The sequence below is a fragment of the Pseudoxanthomonas sp. genome (assembly GCF_002863005.1).
GTDB lineage: Bacteria > Pseudomonadota > Gammaproteobacteria > Xanthomonadales > Xanthomonadaceae > Pseudoxanthomonas_A.
In genome coordinates this window covers 44,354-64,228 of record NZ_PKDG01000022.1, presented here as the reverse complement: position 1 = coordinate 64,228, position 19,875 = coordinate 44,354, and the positions used below count along the sequence as shown (strand labels likewise).

The 19,875-nt window shown below is 69.0% G+C and carries 18 protein-coding genes; 10 read left to right on the top strand and 8 right to left on the bottom strand.

Features of this window, described 5'->3' with window-relative positions; translation table 11 throughout:
• Positions 1–28: 28 nt before the first annotated feature.
• On the top strand, positions 29–886 hold the full coding sequence (gene speE, locus CYU89_RS11225; RefSeq protein ID WP_296281054.1) for a polyamine aminopropyltransferase: 858 nt from the start codon (positions 29–31) through the stop codon (positions 884–886).
• A gap of 78 nt (positions 887–964) precedes the next feature.
• Here the strand turns inward: speE and CYU89_RS11220 are convergent, their stop codons facing one another.
• Together CYU89_RS11220 and CYU89_RS11215 are read right to left on the bottom strand one after the other, a co-directional pair.
• Complete coding sequence (locus CYU89_RS11220) at positions 965–1,327, bottom strand: DUF6404 family protein (RefSeq protein WP_296281052.1); 363 nt, start codon at positions 1,325–1,327, stop codon at positions 965–967.
• Between the two features lie 6 nt (positions 1,328–1,333).
• Positions 1,334–1,672 (bottom strand): P-II family nitrogen regulator, encoded by a 339-nt coding sequence (locus CYU89_RS11215; RefSeq protein WP_296281051.1) that lies wholly within the window; start codon positions 1,670–1,672, stop codon positions 1,334–1,336.
• 189 nt (positions 1,673–1,861) lie between these two features.
• On the opposite strand from CYU89_RS11215, the gene CYU89_RS11210 reads away from it, so the two are divergent.
• From CYU89_RS11210 to CYU89_RS11200, 3 genes are all read left to right on the top strand, one after another.
• Entirely contained in the window at positions 1,862–2,125 is a 264-nt protein-coding gene (locus CYU89_RS11210) for an accessory factor UbiK family protein (RefSeq protein ID WP_296281049.1), read from the top strand.
• Between the two features lie 10 nt (positions 2,126–2,135).
• Complete coding sequence (locus CYU89_RS11205) at positions 2,136–3,641, top strand: YifB family Mg chelatase-like AAA ATPase (protein WP_296281048.1); 1,506 nt, start codon at positions 2,136–2,138, stop codon at positions 3,639–3,641.
• A 106-nt stretch (positions 3,642–3,747) separates the two neighbouring features.
• Positions 3,748–5,808: a S9 family peptidase gene (locus CYU89_RS11200; RefSeq protein ID WP_296281046.1), complete on the top strand. Its 2,061-nt coding sequence runs from the start codon at positions 3,748–3,750 to the stop codon at positions 5,806–5,808.
• Between the two features lie 85 nt (positions 5,809–5,893).
• On the opposite strand, the gene aceA is transcribed toward CYU89_RS11200, so the two are convergent.
• Positions 5,894–7,228 (bottom strand): isocitrate lyase, encoded by a 1,335-nt coding sequence (gene aceA / locus CYU89_RS11195; RefSeq protein ID WP_296281044.1) that lies wholly within the window; start codon positions 7,226–7,228, stop codon positions 5,894–5,896.
• A gap of 65 nt (positions 7,229–7,293) precedes the next feature.
• Positions 7,294–8,925, bottom strand: coding sequence for a malate synthase A (gene aceB / locus CYU89_RS11190; RefSeq protein ID WP_296281042.1), 1,632 nt, complete (start codon positions 8,923–8,925; stop codon positions 7,294–7,296).
• 110 nt (positions 8,926–9,035) lie between these two features.
• Between aceB and CYU89_RS11185 the strand changes: the two genes are divergently transcribed.
• The 3 genes from CYU89_RS11185 (at position 9,036) to CYU89_RS11175 (ending at position 11,148) form a co-directional block, all read left to right on the top strand.
• Complete coding sequence (locus CYU89_RS11185) at positions 9,036–10,004, top strand: LysR family transcriptional regulator (RefSeq protein ID WP_296281039.1); 969 nt, start codon at positions 9,036–9,038, stop codon at positions 10,002–10,004.
• A 12-nt stretch (positions 10,005–10,016) separates the two neighbouring features.
• A complete protein-coding gene (locus tag CYU89_RS11180) occupies positions 10,017–10,727 on the top strand; it encodes a helix-turn-helix domain-containing protein (RefSeq protein WP_296281037.1) in 711 nt (236 codons plus the stop codon).
• Between the two features lie 70 nt (positions 10,728–10,797).
• Positions 10,798–11,148, top strand: a complete 351-nt coding sequence (locus CYU89_RS11175; RefSeq protein WP_296281035.1) for a VOC family protein — start codon at positions 10,798–10,800, stop codon at positions 11,146–11,148.
• A 1-nt stretch (position 11,149) separates the two neighbouring features.
• Here CYU89_RS11175 and CYU89_RS11170 read toward each other — a convergent pair whose 3' ends face one another.
• Both CYU89_RS11170 and CYU89_RS11165 read right to left on the bottom strand, forming a co-directional pair.
• Positions 11,150–12,145 carry a hypothetical protein gene (locus CYU89_RS11170; RefSeq protein WP_296281034.1) on the bottom strand — a complete coding sequence of 332 codons (996 nt, stop codon included), beginning with the start codon at positions 12,143–12,145 and terminating at the stop codon, positions 11,150–11,152.
• Between the two features lie 81 nt (positions 12,146–12,226).
• A complete protein-coding gene (locus CYU89_RS11165) occupies positions 12,227–12,496 on the bottom strand; it encodes a hypothetical protein (RefSeq protein WP_296281031.1) in 270 nt (89 codons plus the stop codon).
• A 157-nt stretch (positions 12,497–12,653) separates the two neighbouring features.
• On the opposite strand from CYU89_RS11165, the gene CYU89_RS11160 reads away from it, so the two are divergent.
• Both CYU89_RS11160 and CYU89_RS11155 read left to right on the top strand, forming a co-directional pair.
• Positions 12,654–13,469 (top strand): CHAD domain-containing protein, encoded by an 816-nt coding sequence (locus CYU89_RS11160; protein WP_296281030.1) that lies wholly within the window; start codon positions 12,654–12,656, stop codon positions 13,467–13,469.
• A 224-nt stretch (positions 13,470–13,693) separates the two neighbouring features.
• Positions 13,694–16,387 carry an EAL domain-containing protein gene (locus CYU89_RS11155; RefSeq protein WP_296281029.1) on the top strand — a complete coding sequence of 898 codons (2,694 nt, stop codon included), beginning with the start codon at positions 13,694–13,696 and terminating at the stop codon, positions 16,385–16,387.
• Between the two features lies 1 nt (position 16,388).
• On the opposite strand, the gene CYU89_RS11150 is transcribed toward CYU89_RS11155, so the two are convergent.
• Positions 16,389–17,519, bottom strand: coding sequence for an alpha/beta hydrolase (locus CYU89_RS11150; RefSeq protein ID WP_296281027.1), 1,131 nt, complete (start codon positions 17,517–17,519; stop codon positions 16,389–16,391).
• A gap of 208 nt (positions 17,520–17,727) precedes the next feature.
• Here CYU89_RS11150 and CYU89_RS11145 point away from each other — a divergent pair, with 208 nt between their 5' ends.
• Positions 17,728–19,308 (top strand): hypothetical protein, encoded by a 1,581-nt coding sequence (locus CYU89_RS11145; protein WP_296281025.1) that lies wholly within the window; start codon positions 17,728–17,730, stop codon positions 19,306–19,308.
• 12 nt (positions 19,309–19,320) lie between these two features.
• Here the strand turns inward: CYU89_RS11145 and CYU89_RS11140 are convergent, their stop codons facing one another.
• Entirely contained in the window at positions 19,321–19,710 is a 390-nt protein-coding gene (locus CYU89_RS11140) for a DUF1801 domain-containing protein (RefSeq protein ID WP_296281023.1), read from the bottom strand.
• Between the last annotated feature and the right edge of the window lie 165 nt (positions 19,711–19,875).

Below are 19,875 nucleotides of genomic sequence, written 5' to 3'. Positions count from 1 at the left end.
TGCCATTCCCTTCATGCAGGACAGCCCCATGACCGCCAACGACACCTGGTTCATCGAACACTTCTCGCACACCGGCTCCGCCATCGGCTTCCGCACCACGGGCAAGCTGGATGAAGTGCAGTCGCCGTTCCAGAAGATCGAGATCTACGACAGCACCGACTGGGGCAAGTTGATGGTGATCGACGGCGCGATGATGCTGACCACGCGCGACAACTTCTTCTACCACGAGATGATCAGCCACCCGGTGCTGTTCACCCACGCCGCACCCAAGCGCGTGGTGATCATCGGCGGCGGCGACTGCGGCACGCTGCGCGAGGTGCTGAAGCACCCGGGCGTGGAAAAGGCCACGCAGTGCGACATCGATGAGCAGGTCACGCGCATGGCGGAGAAGTATTTCCCCGAGCTGTGCGAGTCCAACAACGATCCGCGCGCCGAACTGCTGTTCGACGACGGCGTGGCCTACATGGCCAACTGCGAACCCGGGAGCGTGGACGTGGTCATCGTCGACTCGACCGATCCCGTCGGCCCGGCCGAAGGCCTGTTCAACAAGGCGTTCTTCGAAAGCTGCTACCGCGCACTGAAGCCGGACGGCCTGCTGGTGCAGCAGTCGGAGTCTCCGCTGGCGCTGCTGGACCTGATCAAGGACATGCGCGCGGAGATGGGCAAGGCCGGCTTCCAGTCGTTCAAGACGCTGCCGTTCCCGCAGCCGTGCTACCCGACCGGCTGGTGGAGCGTGACCCTCGCCAGCAAGCAGGCCGGCTTCGACTTTGCGTTCCGTGAAGCAGATGCCGCCGCCAAGCCGTTCGACACGCTGTACTACACCGCGCACCTGCATACGGGCGTGCTGGTGGCGCCGCCGTTCGTGGCGAAGGCGCTCGGCGAGTAAGGCGCACCATACGAGGCAAACAGAAAGGCCCCGCTCGTGCGGGGCCTTTTTCTTGGCTGTGCGGATCGAAGGGCTTCGCTACGGGGAAAACTCCTTCCACACCGGAATCCGCTTCCCACGTGCCTGCATGCGCAGCACGGCCGCCATGATCAGACCGAACAGGACGCCCGCCATCAGCGCCAGCAGCGCGGCAATGGCCGACGGCATGTGGGTGCGGTTCCAGATCAGCAGCCACATCACGAGGCCCCAGAACACGCCGAAGAAACTTCCCATCAGGAGCGCGATGGAAAAGAAACCGGCCATCAGAGGTGGCGGCACCTTCAGTCCCATCTTCCAGAACAGGCGATACAGCGGCGGCGCCGCCGTGCTGCGCCGCACGCCCTTCGACTCGATGAACGCCAGCGCCTGCTGCAGGCGGGTGTCGAATGCGGGATCAGCCATGAGGCGTCACAGCGCGTCGGCGTCGAGCTCGCCGGTGCGGATCCGCACCACCCGCTCGAGGTCGTAGACGAACACCTTGCCGTCGCCGATCTTGCCGGTGCCGGCGGCCTTCACAATGGCTTCGACCACCTGCTCGGTCTGCTCGTCGGTGACGGCGACTTCAAGCTTCACCTTCGGCAGGAAATCGACCACGTACTCGGCGCCGCGATAGAGCTCAGTATGGCCCTTCTGGCGCCCGAAGCCCTTCACCTCGGTGACCGTGATGCCGGCGATGCCGGCGTCGGCCAGTGCTTCGCGCACGTCGTCCAGCTTGAACGGCTTGATGATGGCCATGACCATTTTCATGCAGGATTCTCCCTAGGATGCTGGCCTCAGGATAGCGTGCCGGCGCCGCGCGCGGTTGCGGCGGCGGCCCGTCTCGCGGTTCAATGTCCGCCTCGCCGCCCGGACATTTCCGACAGCGCTGCGCAGCGAACCCCGATGGCGCACCGACCCGCCCGCCTCGCATGCTCGATGCACTGCCGGAGACCCCACATGATCGACTTCAACCACATCGACGACCTCGCCCGCCGCCTCAGCCAACTGGTGCCGCCCGGACTGCGGGAATCGCAGGAAGAGTTGCAGCAGACCTTCAAGGCCACCCTGCAGGCAGGGCTGGCGAAGCTGGACCTGGTGACGCGCGAGGAATTCGACGTGCAGCAGGCCGTGCTGCTGCGCACCCGCGAGAAGCTGGAAACGCTCGAGCGCACCGTCGCTACGCTGGAAGCCCAGCTGGCCGACAAGCCCGCCCAGTCCTGACCCCGCCGCGATGAGTCTGGCCCTGGTGCACAGCCGGGCACGGGCGGGCGTGTCCGCGCCACCCGTGCGCGTGGAAGTCCACCTGTCCGGCGGATTGCCGTCCACGCAGATCGTCGGCCTGCCGGAAGCCGCCGTGCGCGAGGCGCGCGACCGCGTGCGCGCGGCGATCCTCTGTGCGCAGTTCGAATTCCCGACGCGGCGGATCACGGTGAACCTGGCACCGGCCGACCTGCCGAAGGACGGCGGACGATTCGATCTCCCGATCGCCCTGGGCATCCTCGCCGCAAGCGGACAGATCCGGCGCGAGGCGCTGGCGGACTACGAATTCCTAGGCGAGTTGAGCCTGACCGGCGAACTGCGCGCGGTGGATGGCGTCCTGCCGGCAGCCCTGGCGGTCGCCGCCAGCGGACGCACGCTGGTAGTACCGGAACCCAGTGGCGCCGAAGCCGCCCTGGTCCAGGACGGACGCGCGCTCACGGGCCGAACCTTGCTCGAAGTCTGCGCGCTGCTCGAAGGCCGCAAGACGCTGCCGAGCGCCGTGGCACCCCCGACGCTGCCTCCGACGATTCCGGACATGGCGGATGTGCGCGGCCAGGCCCACGCGCGGCGTGCGCTCGAGGTCGCTGCCGCAGGGGGACACCACCTGCTGCTGATCGGGTCTCCCGGATGCGGCAAGACCCTGCTGGCGTCACGCCTGCCCGGCCTGCTGCCCGAGGCGAGCGACAGCGAAGCCATGGAAAGCGCCGCCATTGCCTCGGTCAGCGGTCGCGGACTGGACCCGGCGCGCTGGCGGCAACGTCCTTATCGCGCCCCCCACCACACCGCCAGCGCGGTGGCGCTCGTCGGGGGCGGTGCACAGCCGCGTCCCGGCGAGATTTCGCTGGCGCACCATGGCGTGCTCTTCCTCGACGAACTGCCCGAATGGAACCGCGCCGCGCTGGAGGTACTGCGTGAACCGCTGGAGTCCGGCACCGTCACCGTCTCCCGGGCCGCGCGCACGGCGGAATTCCCGGCGCGCTTCCAGCTCGTGGCCGCCATGAACCCTTGCCCGTGCGGCTGGGCCGGCGACGCCAGCGGCCGTTGCCGCTGCGGGCCTGATCTCGTCCGTCGCTACCGCAGCCGCGTTTCCGGTCCGCTGTTGGACCGCATCGACCTCCACGTCCACGTCCCCCGGCTGCCGCCGCAGGACTTGCGGCCGGATGCGCCGGACGGCGAAACCACGGCCGCGGTGCAGTCCCGGGTGGTGGCAGCGCGCATTCGCCAGCACGCGCGCTGCGGCAAGCCGAATGCGCGGATGGGCCAGGCGGAGACGATGGCGCACTGCCGCCTGTCGGCGCGCGACCAGGCGCTGCTGGAGCGCGCGGTCGAACGCCTGCAGCTCTCGGCACGCAGCCTGCACCGCATCCTGCGCGTGGCGCGCACCATCGCCGACCTGGCGGAAAGCGGATCCATCGGCACCGCGCACCTGACAGAAGCCCTGGGCTATCGGGGACTGGACCGCGGCAACGCAGCATGACCTCCGGCCACGGCGATGGAAGATGGGGTGTGGTCTACTCGGGTCACACCTGTCGCCGGCGGACGTCCCGTCTGCCGTCCCTTCCTTGCCACCCTGGAGTCCGCCCATGCGCCACACCGCATTCCGCCTCACGCTGCTGGCCTCGACCGTCGCGTTCGCCCTTGCCGCACAGGCGGCGCCATCCGCCGCCGACCGCATCGCCGGTACCGAACTGATCGCGCGCGATGCCCTGTTCGGCAATCCCGAGCGCGCGAACGTGCAGATCAGCCCCGATGGCAAGTACCTCAGCTGGGTCGCCGCCGTCGATGGCGTGCTCAACGTCTGGGTCGCCCCGGCCGACAATCCGGCGCAGGCCAAGGCCGTCACCCAGGACAAGGCGCGCGGCATCCGCAGTTATTTCTGGTCGTACCACCCCGACACGCTGCTGTACCTCCGCGACAGTGGCGGCGACGAGGACTTCCACCTGTACGCCGTCGACCTGAAGACGGGCCAGGCGAAGGACCTGACGCCCTTCCCGAAGACCACCGCGCAGGTGGCCGGCGTCAGCCCCAGGCATCCAGGCACGATCCTGGTCGGCATGAACGATCGCGACGCGCAGTGGCACGACCTCTACAAGGTCGACCTCGCCACCGGTACGCGCACGCTGCTGGAGAAGAACGATGCCAAGATCGCCGGCTACATCGCCGATGCCGATTACACGCTCAGGTACGCACAACGCTCGCGCCCGGACGGCGGCGCCGACGTGCTGAAGCGCGGCGCCAACGGAGCGTGGGAGAAGTTCGACGACATCCCGTTCGAAGACGTCCTGACCACCAGCCCCGGCGGCCTGACGCTGGACGGCAAGACGCTGTACTTCACCGATTCCCGCGGCCGCAACACCGCTGCGCTGTTCGCGGTGGACGTGGCAAGCGGCAAGCGCTCGCTGGTGCTGGAAGACGCACGCGCCGACGTCGGCGGCACCCTCGCGGATCCGGCGACGGGCAAGGTACAGGCGGTGTCGGTGGACTACCTGCGCGATGAGTGGAAGATCGTCGATCCCTCGATCCGCGCCGACCTGGAGAAGCTGGAAGCGATCGGCCCGGGTGATGTGTCCGTCAACACCCGCACGCTGGACGACAAGACCTGGATCGTCGCGTACTCCGCCGCCGAAGCACCGCTGGTCTATTACCGCTACGACCGCCCGGCCGGCACGTTGACCAAGCTGTTCTCCGCGCGCCCGAAGCTGGAAGGCAAGCCGCTGGTGCCGCAGTGGCCGGTGGAGATCGCATCGCGCGACAACAAGACGCTGGTCAGCTACCTGACCCTGCCACGCAGTGCCGATGCGAACAACGACGGCAAGGCCGATGCGCCGGTGCCGCTGGTACTGCTGGTCCACGGCGGTCCGTGGGCACGCGATTCCTACGGCTACGGCGGCTACAACCAGTGGCTGGCCAACCGTGGTTACGCGGTGCTGTCGGTCAACTTCCGAGGCTCCACCGGCTTCGGCAAGGACTTCACAAACGCCGGCAACGGCGAGTGGGCCGGCAAGATGCACGACGACCTGATCGACGCCGTGCAGTGGGCAGTCAAGCAGGGCGTGACCACACAGGACCAGGTCGCGATCATGGGCGGCAGCTACGGCGGTTACGCCACGCTGGCCGGCCTCACGTTCACGCCGGACGCGTTCGCCTGTGGCGTGGACATCGTCGGCCCGTCCAACCTCAACACCCTGCTCAGCACCGTGCCGCCGTACTGGGCCAGCTTCTTCGAGCAGCTCGCCAAGCGCATGGGCGACCCGCGCACCGAAGCCGGCAAGAAGTGGCTGACCGAACGTTCGCCGCTGACCCGCGCCGACCAGATCAAGAAGCCGCTGCTGATCGGCCAGGGGGCGAACGACCCGCGCGTGAAGCAGGCCGAGAGCGACCAGATCGTCAAGGCGATGCAGGCCAAGAACATCCCGGTGACCTACGTGCTGTTCCCCGACGAAGGCCATGGCTTCGCGCGGCCGGAGAACAACAAGGCGTTCAATGCCGTCACCGAGGGCTTCCTCGCCCAGTGCCTGGGCGGTCGCGCGGAACCGATCGGCAAGGACTTCACCGGTTCGAGCATCAGCGTGCCGACGGGCGCCGACGGCGTGCCGGGCTTGGCCGAAGCGCTCAAGGGCCACACGCAGGAAGTGAAGAAGTAAGCACGCGCTTCCTTCTCGCAACGCTGGAAAAAAGAAACGCCGGCGAAAGCCGGCGTTTCTTTTGCTGCATCCCTGCAGGCGGCGATCAGGCCGCCTTTTCCTTTTCGTAGAACTGCTCTTCCTCGGTCGAGCCCTTCAGCGCGGTGACGCTGGAGCTGCCGCCCTGGATGACGGTGGTGACGTCGTCGAAGTAACCGGCGCCCACTTCCTGCTGGTGCGAGACGAAGGTGTAGCCCTTCTCGCGTGCGGCGAACTCGGCTTCCTGCACCTGCTCGACGTAATGCTTCATGCCCTCGCCGCGCGCATAGTCGTGCGCGAACTTGAAGGTGTTGAACCAGTTGATGTGGATACCAGCCAGGGTGATGAACTGGTACTTGTAGCCCAGCGCCGACAGCTCGTCCTGGAAGCGGGCGATCTGCGCATCGTCCAGGTTCTTTTTCCAGTTGAAGCTGGGCGAGCAGTTGTACGACAGCAGCTTGCCAGGATGCTTGGCGTGCACCGCCTGGGCGAATTCGCGGGCGAAGCCGATGTCCGGCGTGCCGGTTTCGCACCACACCAGGTCGGCATACGGCGCGTAGGCGATGCCGCGGCTGATCGCCTGCTCCAGGCCGTTCTTCACGCGGTAGAAGCCTTCCGCCGTGCGCTGGCCGGTGACGAAGGGCTGGTCGTTGGCATCGAAATCCGAAGTCAGCAGGTTGGCGGCTTCGGCATCGGTGCGCGCCAGCACGATGGTCGGCACGCCCAGCACGTCGGCCGCCAGGCGCGCGGCCTGCAGCTTCTGCACTGCTTCCTGCGTGGGAACCAGCACCTTGCCGCCCATGTGCCCGCACTTCTTCACCGCGGCCAGCTGGTCTTCGAAGTGCACGCCCGCAGCACCGGCGACGATCATGTTCTTCATCAGCTCGTAGGCGTTCAGCACGCCACCGAAGCCGGCCTCGCCGTCGGCGACGATCGGCAGGAAGAAATCGATCGCGTCGGCTTCGTTCGCCTTGCCGTCGCAGATGTTCTTCCACTGGATCTCGTCGGCGCGCTGGAACGTGTTGTTGATGCGGCGGACCATCGTCGGCACCGAGTCGTACGCATACAGCGACTGGTCGGGGTACATGGTCTCGGAGGTGTTGCCGTCGGCGGCCACCTGCCAGCCGGACAGGTAGACGGCTTCCAGGCCGGCCTTGGCCTGCTGCATCGCCTGGCCCGCGCTGATCGCGCCGAACGCGTTGACGTAGCCCTTCCTGGCTTCGCCGTTGACGAGCTTCCACAGCCTCTCGGCGCCGCGGCGGGCCAGGGTGTATTCCGGCTGCAGGCTGCCACGCAGGCGGACGACGTCGGCGGCGGCGTAGTCGCGCTTCACGCCGGTCCAGCGCGGATTGCTGTCCCAGTCTTTCTGGATGGCGTCGATCTGCTGTTGCTTGGTGCTCATGGCGGGCTCTCTTTCGTCTTGGGGCGTCGTGGTGGGGGTGGTCGGTCGATGCGTCAGTCGATGCGTCAGTCGATGCGGTCGTACGCGGGCAAGGTCAGGAAATCGGCCAGCTCGTCGGCGCGGCTCAGGTGGTCGAGCAGGGCGATGGCTTCGGAGATGCGCTCGCCACCGGGCAGCCGCGAGTGGTCGCCCAGCTTCGCGGGCAAGGCGGCCAGCGTGCGCTGCAGCAGCGCGTAATCGATCTGGGTGCCGTCGCACAGGTGCACGTCGGCGGTGTGCAGCCACTGCCAGATCTGCGTGCGCGAGATCTCGGCGGTGGCGGCGTCTTCCATCAGCCAATGGATCGGCACGCAGCCGTTGCCATCGAGCCACGCGGCCAGGTAGCGCACGCAGACTTCCACGTTGCCCTCGAAGCCGGCACGCGTGATGGTGCCGGTGGACGGACGGATCAGGTCGTCGCGCGTGACCGCCACGTCCTCGCGCTGCACGCTGCGCTGGTTCGGCTGCGGCATGTGTTCGTCGAAGATCGTCTTCGCGACCGGAATCAGCGCCGGGTGCGCCACCCACGTGCCGTCGTGCCCGGCGGTGACTTCGCGCAGCTTGTCGGCGCGCACGCGGGCCAGCGCCTGTTCGTTCGCGGCCTCGTCGTTGCTGATCGGGATCTGCGCCGCCATGCCCCCCATCGCATGGGCGCCGCGGCGATGGCAGGTCTGGATCAGCAGTTCCGAATACGCCTTCAGGAACGGCTGCGTCATCGTCACCTGGCCGCGCTCGGGCAGCACCTTGTCGGCGTGGCGGCGGAAGGTCTTCAGGTAGGAGAAGATGTAGTCCCAGCGGCCGCAGTTCAGGCCGACGATACGATCGCGCAGCGCGTGCAGGATCTCGTGCATCTCGAACACGGCCGGCAGCGTCTCGATCAGCACCGTGACCTTCATCTGCCCGTGCGGCAGGCCCAGCGCGGCTTCGATGTGCGACAGCGCGGTTTCCCACAGCGCGGCCTCTTCCATGCTCTGCAGCTTGGGCAGGTAGAAGTACGGGCCACGGTCGCGGGCCTGCAGCGCGCGGGCGTTGTGCCAGGCGAACACGGCGATGTCGAACAACCCACCCGCGATCGGCGCGCCATCGATCAGCACGTGCTTTTCGTCCAGATGCCAGCCACGCGGGCGCACCAGCAGCACGGCCTGCTCGTTCTGCGGCTTCAGCGTGTAGTGCTTGCCGGCGTCGGAGGTGAACTCGAGATCGCCCTGCACGGCGCGGACCAGCGCACGCTGGCCGGTCAGCAGGTTCTGCCAGGTCGGCGAGGTGGAATCCTCGAAGTCGGCCATGAACACCTTCGCGCCCGAGTTCAGCGCGTTGATGACCATCTTCGGGTCGACCGGACCGGTGATCTCCACCCGACGGTCCTGCAGCGCGGCCGGGACCGGGGCGACGGCCCAGTCGCCCTCGCGAATGCCGCGGGTGTCCTCGCGGAAATCGGGCAGGCCGCCCGCATCGAAGAAGGCCTGTCGCGACCGGCGGGCCGCCAACCGGGCCTGGCGCTCCGGTTCGATCGCACGGTGCAGCGAGACGAGCAGGGCCAGCGCGCCGGGTGGCAACAGGGCGTCCTGGCCCGCCACATTGGCGGTCAGGGCGATGCCGGGGGTGGGGCGGTCGGCGCGGGTATCGCGCGGCGGCAGGGCGAAAGCGGTGGCGGACATGGGCGTCTCTTGGCGTCTTGCTGGAGACGCACAGTGCTCCCGTGTCGAATTATTTGACAAAACAGTTTTGTCAATGCACTAAATAAGCCTGACTTATAATTGAGTAGAACGTGAGCTCTAAAGAAGCGCCAACCCCCCGATTTCCCTACAAATCCGACCGGTTGAAGCCGCTGCGCGCCTTCTGCCAGACGGTCCGTTTGGGGTCGGTGTCGCGGGCCGCGGAGGCGCTTTTCGTCAGCCAGCCTGCCATCACCCTGCAACTGCAGGCACTGGAACGGGACCTGGGGATCACCCTGTTCGAGCGCAGCGGGCGCCGGCTGACCCCCAGCCGGGAGGGCCAGGTGCTGTACGAACTGGCGCAGCCGCTGGTGGCGGGGCTGGACGGGCTGGACGCGACGTTCCGGGAAAAGGTCAGCGGGCTGGAAGCCGGCGAACTGAACGTGGCGGCCAACAGCTCGACCATCCTCTACCTGCTGCCGAAGATCGTGGAGCACTTCCGCCAGGAACACCCGGACGTGAAGCTGACCCTGCACAACGCCGCCACGGCCGACGGCACCGACCTGCTGCGCTCGGATGCCGTGGACCTGGCGGTGGGCTCCGTGCTCGATGTGCCTGCCGATCTCAGCTACGCGCCGGTCTACCGCTTCGAGCCGATGCTGATCACGCCGCCCGACCATCCGCTGGCGAAGAAGCGCGACCTGCGGCTGGAGGATCTCTCGCCCCATGGCCTGATCCTGCCGCCGAAACGGCTGATCACCTACCGGCTGGTGGACCTGGTGTTCCAGCAGGCACGCGTGCCCTACACCGTCGCGCTGGAGGTGGGCGGCTGGGAAGTGATCAAGCAGTACGTCAGCATGGGCATGGGCATTTCGATCATCGCCTCGATCTGCCTGACCGACGCCGACCGCGACCGGCTGGCTGCGCGCTCGCTGGCGCAATGGTTTCCTTCGCGCAGCTATGGCGTGGTGGTGCGCAAGGGCAAGTTCCTGTCGCCGCAGGCGCGCGCCTTCATCGAACTGATCCAGCCCCACCTGTTCGAGCGCCGCGATTACGATGAGAGCGGCCATTCCGAACGCTGACGCCCTGCCTCCATGAGCGGCCGTTACCGACAACATGACCTTGCCCCCGGCCTGCCCCTGCTCTGCCGCTGGGACTACGTGCAGGGCGCGCACGCCGCGCCCGCGCTGGTCCTGCCCGATGCCTGCGTGGACCTGCTGTGGGATGGCGCGCGCCTGAGCATCGCCGGACCGGATACGCAGGCGCAGTACGCGCATGTCGCGCCGGGTCGACGGTTGCAGGGCCTGCGATTCGCGCCGACCGCCGCCGCACGCTGGATGGGTGTTCCCTTGCATGCCCTCGCCGACCAGCGCGTGGACCTGCGCGACCTCGGCCGTCCGCGCCTGAGCGCACTGGCCGACCGCATGGCGGAGCGCGAGGGCGATGCGATGGCCTGGCTCGCCGAGCGCATCCTGGTCGACACGCCGCCCCGCGACCGCGCGATGCAGGCCGTGCATGCGCGACTCTCGTGCGCGCAGCCCGACTCGGTCGCGCAGCTTGCGCGCGATCTCGGCCTCACCGAACGCACCCTGCTGCGACGGTGCGACGAAGCGTTCGGCTACGGACCGAAGCTGCTGGCGCGCATCCTGCGGCTGCAACGCTTCCTGCAGCACCGGCACCGCCACGCCAACCTGCTGGACGCCGCGCTCGACGCGGGCTACTACGACGCCGCGCAGCTGGCGGGCGATGCGCGCCGGCTCACCGGCCTCACGCCCACCCAGTTGATCGCGCAGGTCGCGGACTGACTGTCCGATTTCGCCAAGACAGGGGGCGCGGACTCGGCCAGACTGATGGCCTTCTCCACGGACACCCGCCATGAGCACCGCCGACCAGCACCACCGCATCGACTACATCGAGTTCAACGTCGCCTCCATCGCCGCCTCGAAGGCGTTCTATGGCGACGCGTTCGGCTGGACGTTCCAGGACTACGGGCCGGACTATTGCGAGTTCCGCGATGGTCGGCTGACCGGTGGATTCACCCACGACACGGCGCAGCCGGGCGGCGCGCTGGTCGTGCTGTATTCGACGGCGCTGGAAGACAGCCTGGCGAAGGTCGAGGCCGCCGGCGGGCGCATCACGAAGCCGATCTTCGCCTTCCCCGGCGGACGGCGCTTCCAGTTCACCGATCCCGACGGCTACGAACTCGCCGTGTGGTCGGCGACCTGAGTCAACGGGTCTCGTAGCGCGCCAGCAGTGCACGGTGGCTGGCCCGCCACTGCGCGAGCTCGACGGGCGAACCCTGGAACGTGCCGTCGATGAAGGCCAGCGACAGCGATTCGGTGGCCCGCTTCACGTCCTCGCTGACCTCGCGCGAATCGAAGTAACGATGATCGGTGAACACGTTGTGGGTGCCATGCCGGTAGACCGCCAGCACCTTGTGCGCGCCGCCGATCGCGTCGAACACCTTGAGCCGGTCGTCCACGCCCGACCCGAAGCCGGGAATGCGGATGATGTCGTCGGCCGTGGTGACGTGCAGCGTGGGGACGGTGATGCCCGACAGGATCGGGCGGAAATCCTGGTCGCCATAGAACGGCGGCGCGGAGATCACGATCGCCGCGCGGATGCGCGGATCGCGCAGCTGGATCGTCTGCCCGTGGCGCACCACCCGCGCGCCGGCGGACATCAGCGTGGTGTTGGCGCCGTACGAATGCCCGGCCGCGACGATGCGCGCGGGATCGATGCTCGCGCCCCATTCGCCCGCGAGCACGCGATCGAGGGCGAAGCGCTGGTCGCGGACGCGATCGATGGCTTCGGCGTCGCCCGCCGCGTGCTGGAAGCGGGATACCAGCGTGAAGGGATTGCCTTCCCACAGCGTGCGATCGCTGCCGACATGCTGCACGTGGAGGCTGGCGATGCCGTGCTTCGCCCAGTAGCGCCCCAGGTAGGTGTAGCCATCGCGCGCGCTGCCGATGCCGTGCGAGAACACCACCAGCGGCACCTTGCCGCGGCCTGCGTTGTCGGGCCAGAACAGCTTCACCGGCACCGCGCGTCCGCGCGCGGGATCCACCCAGTCCAGGTCCTGTACGCGATAGCCCGCGCGTTGCTCAACATGATCGCCCGCCCGCACGGGCGCGTGCGACGAGGCGACGAGCATCGGCGCCAGCAACAGCAGGGACAGCAGTACCGCCAGCCGATGGCGGCGGAACAGGGAGAACACGTTCATCGGCAACACATCCAGTACAGGGACAGCGCACGCGGCGTGCACCCGCATGCGACAGGGACAGAACACCGACCTCGCGGCGCGCTACTTCTTCTTCGGGCGGCCCGCCTTCACCGGCGCCAGCGCGTCCAGGGCCTTCGCCAGCGCCTGCGGCGACAGTGCGGACAGGGCCTGCAGGCCCGCGCGCAGCAACTCGCTCTTCTTCGCCGGCCGCTGCATCTGCAGCGCACGCTGCTTGAGCACGGCCACCAGGGCGAAGTCGTCCGCCGGCATCGTGAAGCTGTCGCGCACCAGCTTGGCCGGCGGCGCCTGCGCCGCCATGCCGGCGTCGCGCGTCTTGCGGGACTTGACCATGGCTCACCCGTAAATCGTATAAACGATTTATACCTTTTTATCCCCGCCCTGCCAAGCCCGGCGTCTGCCGACGAGCGGCAGGCATTCAGGCGGGACGGCACGCAGCGGGGGTGGCATGCGGACCTAGACTGTCGGTATTCCACCGCCACGGCATGCCATGCCTCCTCGAACCGCCTCCCCGCGCACGGGTGAACGCGCCGCCTTGCTGGCGGTCGCGGAGGCTCGCGCCCTTGCCGCCGCGCTGGCCATCGCGCCGGTCTATCCGTCGGGCGTGCACGAAGCGCGCAAGGCCATCCGTCGCCTGCGCTCGTTGCTCGCGCTCGCGCGGCGTGCGCTGGGCAAGGACGCGATCGATCCGATCGATGTCGAACTGCGCGCGCTGGCCAAGGGCCTGTCCGCCCTGCGTGACGCGCAGGTCGTGCAGGACACCGCACGGGCATGCGCGCGCGACGCGGAGGGCAAGGCCGAGGCACACAGCTGGAAGGCACTGTTGCCGCTGCTGGCCGAACGCCAGCAGCACGTCCTTGCCGCGGCACTGCGCGACGATCCCGGTTTCATGCAGCGCCAGGCGCAGGCGCATCGCCACGCCGACCGGCTGCGGGTGTTGCCGTGGCACCAGCTGGGTGCTGCCGACCTGCGCCGTGCCGTGCTTCGCTCGATGCGACGGCAGGCGAACGCGCAGGCGGCGGCGCTGGCATCGGGCAGGCTGGAGCATCTGCATGCCTGGCGGCGACGGTCACGCCGGTTGCGGATGCAGCTGTCGACCCTGCGCAAATTGCGGGTCCACGCGCAGCCGGGGCGAGCCGATGCCGCGACCCTGCGACACGTCGCCCAACTGGTCGACCAGCTGGGCGTGCTGCAGGACCTGGCATTGCTGGAGCAGGCGCTGGACGAACTTGCGCGGAGGCAGGTCCCGACGACGCCGGCCGCGCTGCGGCGTCCGAAACCCTTGCCCATCCATCCCCTCGGCTAAACGCATTTACCCGCTTTCGACGCGCGGATTCACGTCAAGTACGCCCCGGCAGGGCCGATAGTGACCCATACGGTCTCTCCCGACGGCACACGGACCGCCGCGCACCGCCGGAAGGCCAGAAGATCCGGTGTTCCGGCAACGGGACGGTTTGGCACAAAGCCTGCTTCTCCCGGGAACAGGCCGGGACCTACCGCCCTCCCTTCACGCAGGATCAAGGCCCGCTGGTGGATTCCACCCTTGCCCCTCGCGGCGCCGCTCCGGCGACGCCCGCACCGCCCCCCCGCCGAGGCGGCCTGCCGCCGCTGGTGTGGGCGACGGCTGTGCTGTTGCTGGGCATCGCGTGCACGTCGATCGTGGCCCACCGGGAATGGGACGACCTGCAGCAGCGGGCGGAGGACGACCGCCGGGCGCTGGCCGATGCCGGGGTCTCGCAACTGCGCGTACCGCTGGAGCAGGCGGCGTCGATGCTGCGCGCCATGCAGACCGTGTACCTGGCCAACGACCAGATGGACCAGGCACGCTTCAGCCAGTACCACGCCAGCCTGCGCAGCCCGCTCGCACCCAGCGCCTACACCTCGGTGGCGTTCGCACGCCGCTCGCCCGCCGACCAGCCGCTGGCTGACCAGGTCTCGTACCGCTACGAATTCGTTGCTCCGTACCAGCCGAACACGTCGTTGATCGGCTTCGACATGGTCACGCAGAAAGCCAACCTGGCCGCCCTGTTGCGCGCGCGCGACACCGACACGGTAGTGATCTCGGCGCCGTTCCCGCTGCGCCAGACCACGCCGGCGGGCCAGAACCCGCTCGGCGTGACGCTGCGCCTGCCCGTGTACTCCGACGGCCCGACGCCGACCACGCCCAACCAGCGGCGCGCGCGCGAAATCGGGGCGCTGGCCATCGGCATCCGGCTGCAGCCGCTGGTGGAAACCGCGATGGCCGGACCGGTCCTGGACGGCTTCCGCGTGCGCCTCTACGACGCCACCGCGGATGCGCATCCGTTCTACGACTCCGCCACGCCCATCGCCACCGGCCTGCCCGCGCAGGTACGGCGCATGGATTTCGGTGGCCGCCAGTGGCGGCTCGAACTGCAGCCGCGCCCGCAACCCCTCGACGCCGGCCGCCTGCAGGCCATCCTGGCCGGCGGCGGCGTGATCAGCCTGCTGCTGGCGGCGCTGGCGTGGTCGCTGGCCACCACGCGGCGGCGCGCGGTCGCGCTGGGCGAACAGATGAGCCGGCGCTACCGCGAGAGCGAACTGCGCTTCCGCGCGCTCAACGAACTGCTGCCGGCGCTGGTGCTGCTGGCCGACGTGCGCGATGGCCGCATCGTCTACGCCAACCAGGCGGCGCGGATGCGCTTGGGAGATCCCACCGGCCTGCCGCTGTCGGCGCTGTTCTCCGATCCGCAGCTGCAGGCGCGCGCGCGCGATGCCGCGGCCATCGGCAACGACTGGGGCAACCTGGAAGCGGTACTGCTGAGCCCCGGCGGCGGCGCCTTCTGGGCCAGCGCCTCCATCGCGCAGGTCGACATGGACGGCGAGGCGCACCTGCTGATGGTCGCCACCGACATTTCGGAGCAGCGCGAACTGACCGAACGCCTGAGCTACCAGGCTACTCACGATGCGTTGACCGAACTGTGCAACCGCCGCGAGTTCGAGCGCCGCATCGAGGAGGCCCTGAACGAACGCAAGGGTCGCGCGGCGTGCGACCCGTGCGCGCTGCTGTACATCGACCTGGACCAGTTCAAGCTGATCAACGATGTCTCTGGACACATGGCAGGCGACCAGCTGCTCGCGCAGCTCGCGCTGGCGATGCGCCAGCAGCTGCGCGGCGGCGATGTGCTGGCGCGGCTGGGCGGCGACGAATTCGGCCTGATGGCGTTCCACGTGGACGCGGAGGGCGCGCGCGCACTCGCCGAACGCCTGCGCGAATGCATCGAAGCGCTGATGTTCGTCTGGCAGGACCGCACCTACACGGTCAGCGCCAGCATCGGCGTGGTGGCGATCGACCAGCAGGAACCGACCCTGAAGGACCTGCTGGCCTGGGCCGACACGGCGTGCTACCTGGCTAAGGAGAACGGCCGCAACCGCGTGCACCTGTACCGCGAGGACAACGAGACCACGCGCCGCCAGGGCGAAATGGAATGGGCCAACCGCCTGCGCTGGGCGGTGGAACAGGACCGTTTGCTGCTCGACTACCAGGAGATCGTGCCGCTCGACGGCCGCGACACCGCGCCCAGCATCGAACTGCTGCTCAGGCTGCGCGACGAGGACGGCGGCGTGGTGCTGCCCGGCGCGTTCCTTCCCGCCGCCGAACGCTACGGGCTGATGCCGGCCATAGACCGCTGGGTGATCCGCAACGCGCTTGCGCATTTCGGCGAGCTGCACCATTCGGGCATGCGGCTGGGCACGTGCGCGATCAACCTGTCCGGCGCCAGCATCGAGGACGAGGGGCTGGCCGACTTCATCCTGGCGCGCATCACCGAATTCGCGGTGCCTGCGCAGGCCTTGTGCTTCGAGATCACCGAGACGGTCGCCGTGCGCAACCTGCTGAAGGTCGTCGCGGTGATCGAACGCCTGCGCCGCGCCGGCTGCCGCATCGCCCTGGACGACTTCGGCGCCGGCATGTCCTCGTTCGGCTACCTGAAGAACCTGCCCGCCGACCTCATCAAGATCGACGGCAGCTTCATCCGCGATCTCGAAACCGACCCGATGAGCCGCACCATCGTCAGCGCCATCGCGCAGATCGGCCACCAGCGGGGCTTGAAGGTCGTGGCCGAGTGGGTCGCCAGCCCGAAGATCGGCGACGCGCTGCGCTCGCTCGGCGTGGACTACGGCCAGGGCTACGCCCTGCACCGTCCCGAACGCGTGCTGTTCCAGCGCGAAGAGCCGCCGCCGCGGCGCCTGGCCGTGGTGCGCTGACCTACCGCACCGCCTGCTCCGCGGGCGTGTCGATGGCCCGCGGCCGCACGTGCTCCAGCAGGCTCACCAGCGTCTTGCCCGGCTCCTCCCACGGAATCATGTGGGCGGCATGCTCGAACCACACGCCCTGCTTGTAGGGCGCACGCACCTGCGCCAGCCAGGCGGCGGTGGGCGCCGAGGGCGTGGTGTAGTCGTGCCGGCCCATGAACATCACCACCGGGATGGGGAAGTCCACCACGCCGGTGAAGTCGACCTGCAGGAATTCGTCCAGCAACCGGCCCAGCGTGAACACGCTCCCCGCATTGATCGCGCAGCGCGCCGCATCGTCGTAGTCCGGCGACAGGCGCGGGCCCTGGAAGTAATAGGCCGAATCGTCGCGATAGGCGCTCAGGCCGCCGTAGAACTGCGGCCACTTGCGCGCGATCACGATGCGCTCGCGGGTGATCGGCTGGTCGCCGGGATACGGCGCGATCGATTCCATCTCGCGCACCGCGTCAGCATTGCCGCGCTCGCGCGCCATGCGCAGGCCGTAGTCGAAGCTGACCTGCTCGTTGGTCCGAACGTTGATCACCTGGCCGATGCCGACGTAGGCATGGAACAGATCGGGACGCTGCAGCGCCGCGTGCATGGCCACCACCGTTCCCCAGCTGTGCGCCATCAGCACCAGCTTGCGCTTGTGGTAGCGGCCGCGCAGGTGCTCGGCCAGCGCGATCGCGTCGTCCACGTAGCGCTGCACGTGCAGCGTGTCCGCGACGGCGTCCTGGGGATTCAGGGTCAGCGTCCTGCCTGCGCCGCGCTGGTCGTAGTTGACGACCGTGAAGTACTCCTCCAGGGGACGCTGGAACTGCCACAACGTGGGAATGACCGGCGATGCCGGGCCGCCATGCACGAACAGGATCATCGGATTGCCGCGGTCCTGGCCGCGTACGTTCACCCATTGCCGGACGCCGCCGATGTCCACCGCGTAGTCCTCCTGCACGCCGGTGGGAGCGACGATGCGCCCCAGGTCCCCGATGATCTCGCGCGCGGGCGCATAGGCGGACCGGTCGGGGCACGCCGGCTGGGCGGCGGCCGTCGTCGGCGATGCAAGCGTGGCGGCGAACAACAGGGATGCGAACGCGATGGCGCGCATGGGCGTTCCTCTCGGCAGGGCAGTCGGCCGCATTGTCGACGACGTTCCGTCCGCCTGCCCCAGGTCGATGGTCGTGGCGCATGCGTCGTCGGTCACCCTTCCACATCCAGGGCCGATGCTTGCGCGACGCCTCGGTCCAGGCTCGCGGCGGATGCGTGCGGGCCGCGGCTTGGGTTCTAATGCGGCGGGGAGACACGCGAGGGGCAGGATGAAAGCAGCGATCGTGGCGGCCTGCCTTACGGTCGCGAGCCAGGGCGCGTGGGCACAGAGCACGACGCCGGGCGCCGCGCACGACACGTACCACCAGGAACCCCCTGCCGCGCCCTCGCTGGGCAAGGCCGGTCCCGCGCTGCGCGACAAGCGCAAGCAGGGCGTATCGCCGTCTTACGAGCGGCAATGGCGGGACGCTCTGGCGCTTGGCGAGCAGGGCGACGCCGCCGAGGCGGACCGCACACTCGCGCAGGCGATGGCGCACCGCGAGTTCGCGACGCTGCCGCTCGCCGACCAGCGCATGACGTGGTCGCGCGCGGCGTGGATGGCGACACGCCTGGGCGACCATGTGCGTGCACGCCGCTGGGCCACGCGAGCCGTCGAGGCCGGATCCGACGATCCCGACGACATCTACCTGCTCGCGCAGCTGGACGAACGCGAGGGAGCGCATGACGCGGCCGCGCGCCACGTTCGCGATCTGGCGATGCGCTGGCCGCGCATGGTCGACCACCTCGACACTGCGTTCGTGCTGCGCGTGGCCCGGCAGGCGCCGCCCGCATCGGCGACCCGGCTGCAGGTGATGGAGGCCTTGATGCAGGCCGGCTGGGACGGTGCGGGGCTGGGGGTCGGCGACCTGTGGTACCAGCTCGCCCTGCTCTACCAGGCACGCGGCGACCACGCCGGCGTCCGTCGTGCGGTCAGCTTGACCACCTCGCCCGAGGCGCTGGTGAAATTCCGCGTGGACCGGCGCTTCGATGGCATCGTCGACCGCGACAGCGGAGCACTCGACATCGCGGAAGCCGCACGCCGGCGCGTGGCATCCCTGCGCGTGCTGGCCGACAGGCGCCCTCGAAGCCTCGAGACCCGCATGGAACTCGGCTACGCGCTGCTGGCGACGGGCCAGCACGCGGAGGTGGTCACGCTGGCGAACGAGACGCTCGCCGCGCTGTCGGCGGCATCGGCGGATGCGCCGGCGTTCGACGATCCCGAGGTCGCCGCGTGGATCGTCAACCACCGCGCGGTCGCGCAGCGGAGGCTGGGCAAGCTGTACGACGCGCAGGCCGACCTGTTCCGCGGCACGCTGATGGACGAATCGGGCGGCGCCAACGTCAGCCAGGTGCTCAACCTGGGCCAGTTCCTGTGCCAGCGCGGGCGCCCTGAGGAAGCGCTCGCTGCCATCGGCCGGGTCGGCGACATGAGCGGTTACGGCCGCATGGTGCAGGTCTCCATCGAACACTGCGCCGCTGTCCAGCAGCAGGATGCCGCCTCTGCACGGCGCGCGCTCGACTATCTGCGCGACCACCGCGACGATGCCCTGGAGCTCTGGATCTGGGCCCTGGTCGAAGCCGGTCGCATGGACGACGCAGCCGACGCCCTCGTCGCGGCCCTGGCCGATCCGGCGACGCGTGGCGACCTGCTCGCGGCCGTGCAGGAATGGCGGGAGCCGGCCCCGCTGCCTGCCTTCGTGCCCGTGCAGGCGCGATGGCGTGCACTGATGGCGCGCGACGAGGTCCGTCGCGCCGTGTATGCCGTCGGCCGCATCGAACGCCAGCCGATCTTCGCCATCGGCGGCCTCTGACCGGACGCGGTGTCAGGCGTGCGCCATCCACTGGCGCACCAGCGCCTGCAACGCGGTGCGCTGGGCTTCCACGTCGTCCACGCCGGCGAAGGTCCAGGCCGCGCGGTCGGCGCCCAGCCACGCGAGCAGCTGCCGCGGATCGGCGATCGCGCCCGCGGGCATCGCCTGCTTGCCCGCGCCCAGGTGCAGCACCAGCATCATGCGGTCCGGCCGGCGCAGCTGCATCGTCGCGAAATGGCGGCCCTCCACGTGGAAGCTCGGTGCGTTCCACTTGATGCTTTCGCCGATGCGCGGATCCGTCGCCAGGATCGTCGTGCGCAGCAGGCGGATGGCGGCGTCCTGCGCATGCGCGAGGGTGGCCAGGAAGGTCTCGACATCGTCGCGCGCTGCCTGTGTCCCCATGGTGTCGTGCACTCCGCCTGTCGACTGATCGCGAACGGTAGCGCGGGCAGGCGCCGCCGGCCAGCGCACGGAGCGTCCGACCGGCGGTCAAGCCTGCGCGACGCAGGTTGATCGGAATCAACGCGGCCGTCGCACGGGCGGCGTACGTTGGCGACTCCTAACGCC

What these genes read in the sequence shown, in the direction of transcription:
- speE (WP_296281054.1), top strand. Translation starts at nt 29, where the DNA reads ATGACCGCCAACGACACCTGGTTCATCGAACACTTCTCGCACACCGGC.
- CYU89_RS11220 (WP_296281052.1), bottom strand. Translation starts at nt 1,327, where the DNA reads ATGGCTGATCCCGCATTCGACACCCGCCTGCAGCAGGCGCTGGCGTTC.
- CYU89_RS11215 (WP_296281051.1), bottom strand. Translation starts at nt 1,672, where the DNA reads ATGAAAATGGTCATGGCCATCATCAAGCCGTTCAAGCTGGACGACGTG.
- CYU89_RS11210 (WP_296281049.1), top strand. Translation starts at nt 1,862, where the DNA reads ATGATCGACTTCAACCACATCGACGACCTCGCCCGCCGCCTCAGCCAA.
- CYU89_RS11205 (WP_296281048.1), top strand. Translation starts at nt 2,136, where the DNA reads ATGAGTCTGGCCCTGGTGCACAGCCGGGCACGGGCGGGCGTGTCCGCG.
- CYU89_RS11200 (WP_296281046.1), top strand. Translation starts at nt 3,748, where the DNA reads ATGCGCCACACCGCATTCCGCCTCACGCTGCTGGCCTCGACCGTCGCG.
- aceA (WP_296281044.1), bottom strand. Translation starts at nt 7,228, where the DNA reads ATGAGCACCAAGCAACAGCAGATCGACGCCATCCAGAAAGACTGGGAC.
- aceB (WP_296281042.1), bottom strand. Translation starts at nt 8,925, where the DNA reads ATGTCCGCCACCGCTTTCGCCCTGCCGCCGCGCGATACCCGCGCCGAC.
- CYU89_RS11180 (WP_296281037.1), top strand. Translation starts at nt 10,017, where the DNA reads ATGAGCGGCCGTTACCGACAACATGACCTTGCCCCCGGCCTGCCCCTG.
- CYU89_RS11175 (WP_296281035.1), top strand. Translation starts at nt 10,798, where the DNA reads ATGAGCACCGCCGACCAGCACCACCGCATCGACTACATCGAGTTCAAC.
- CYU89_RS11170 (WP_296281034.1), bottom strand. Translation starts at nt 12,145, where the DNA reads ATGAACGTGTTCTCCCTGTTCCGCCGCCATCGGCTGGCGGTACTGCTG.
- CYU89_RS11165 (WP_296281031.1), bottom strand. Translation starts at nt 12,496, where the DNA reads ATGGTCAAGTCCCGCAAGACGCGCGACGCCGGCATGGCGGCGCAGGCG.
- CYU89_RS11160 (WP_296281030.1), top strand. Translation starts at nt 12,654, where the DNA reads ATGCCTCCTCGAACCGCCTCCCCGCGCACGGGTGAACGCGCCGCCTTG.
- CYU89_RS11150 (WP_296281027.1), bottom strand. Translation starts at nt 17,519, where the DNA reads ATGCGCGCCATCGCGTTCGCATCCCTGTTGTTCGCCGCCACGCTTGCA.
- CYU89_RS11145 (WP_296281025.1), top strand. Translation starts at nt 17,728, where the DNA reads ATGAAAGCAGCGATCGTGGCGGCCTGCCTTACGGTCGCGAGCCAGGGC.
- CYU89_RS11140 (WP_296281023.1), bottom strand. Translation starts at nt 19,710, where the DNA reads ATGGGGACACAGGCAGCGCGCGACGATGTCGAGACCTTCCTGGCCACC.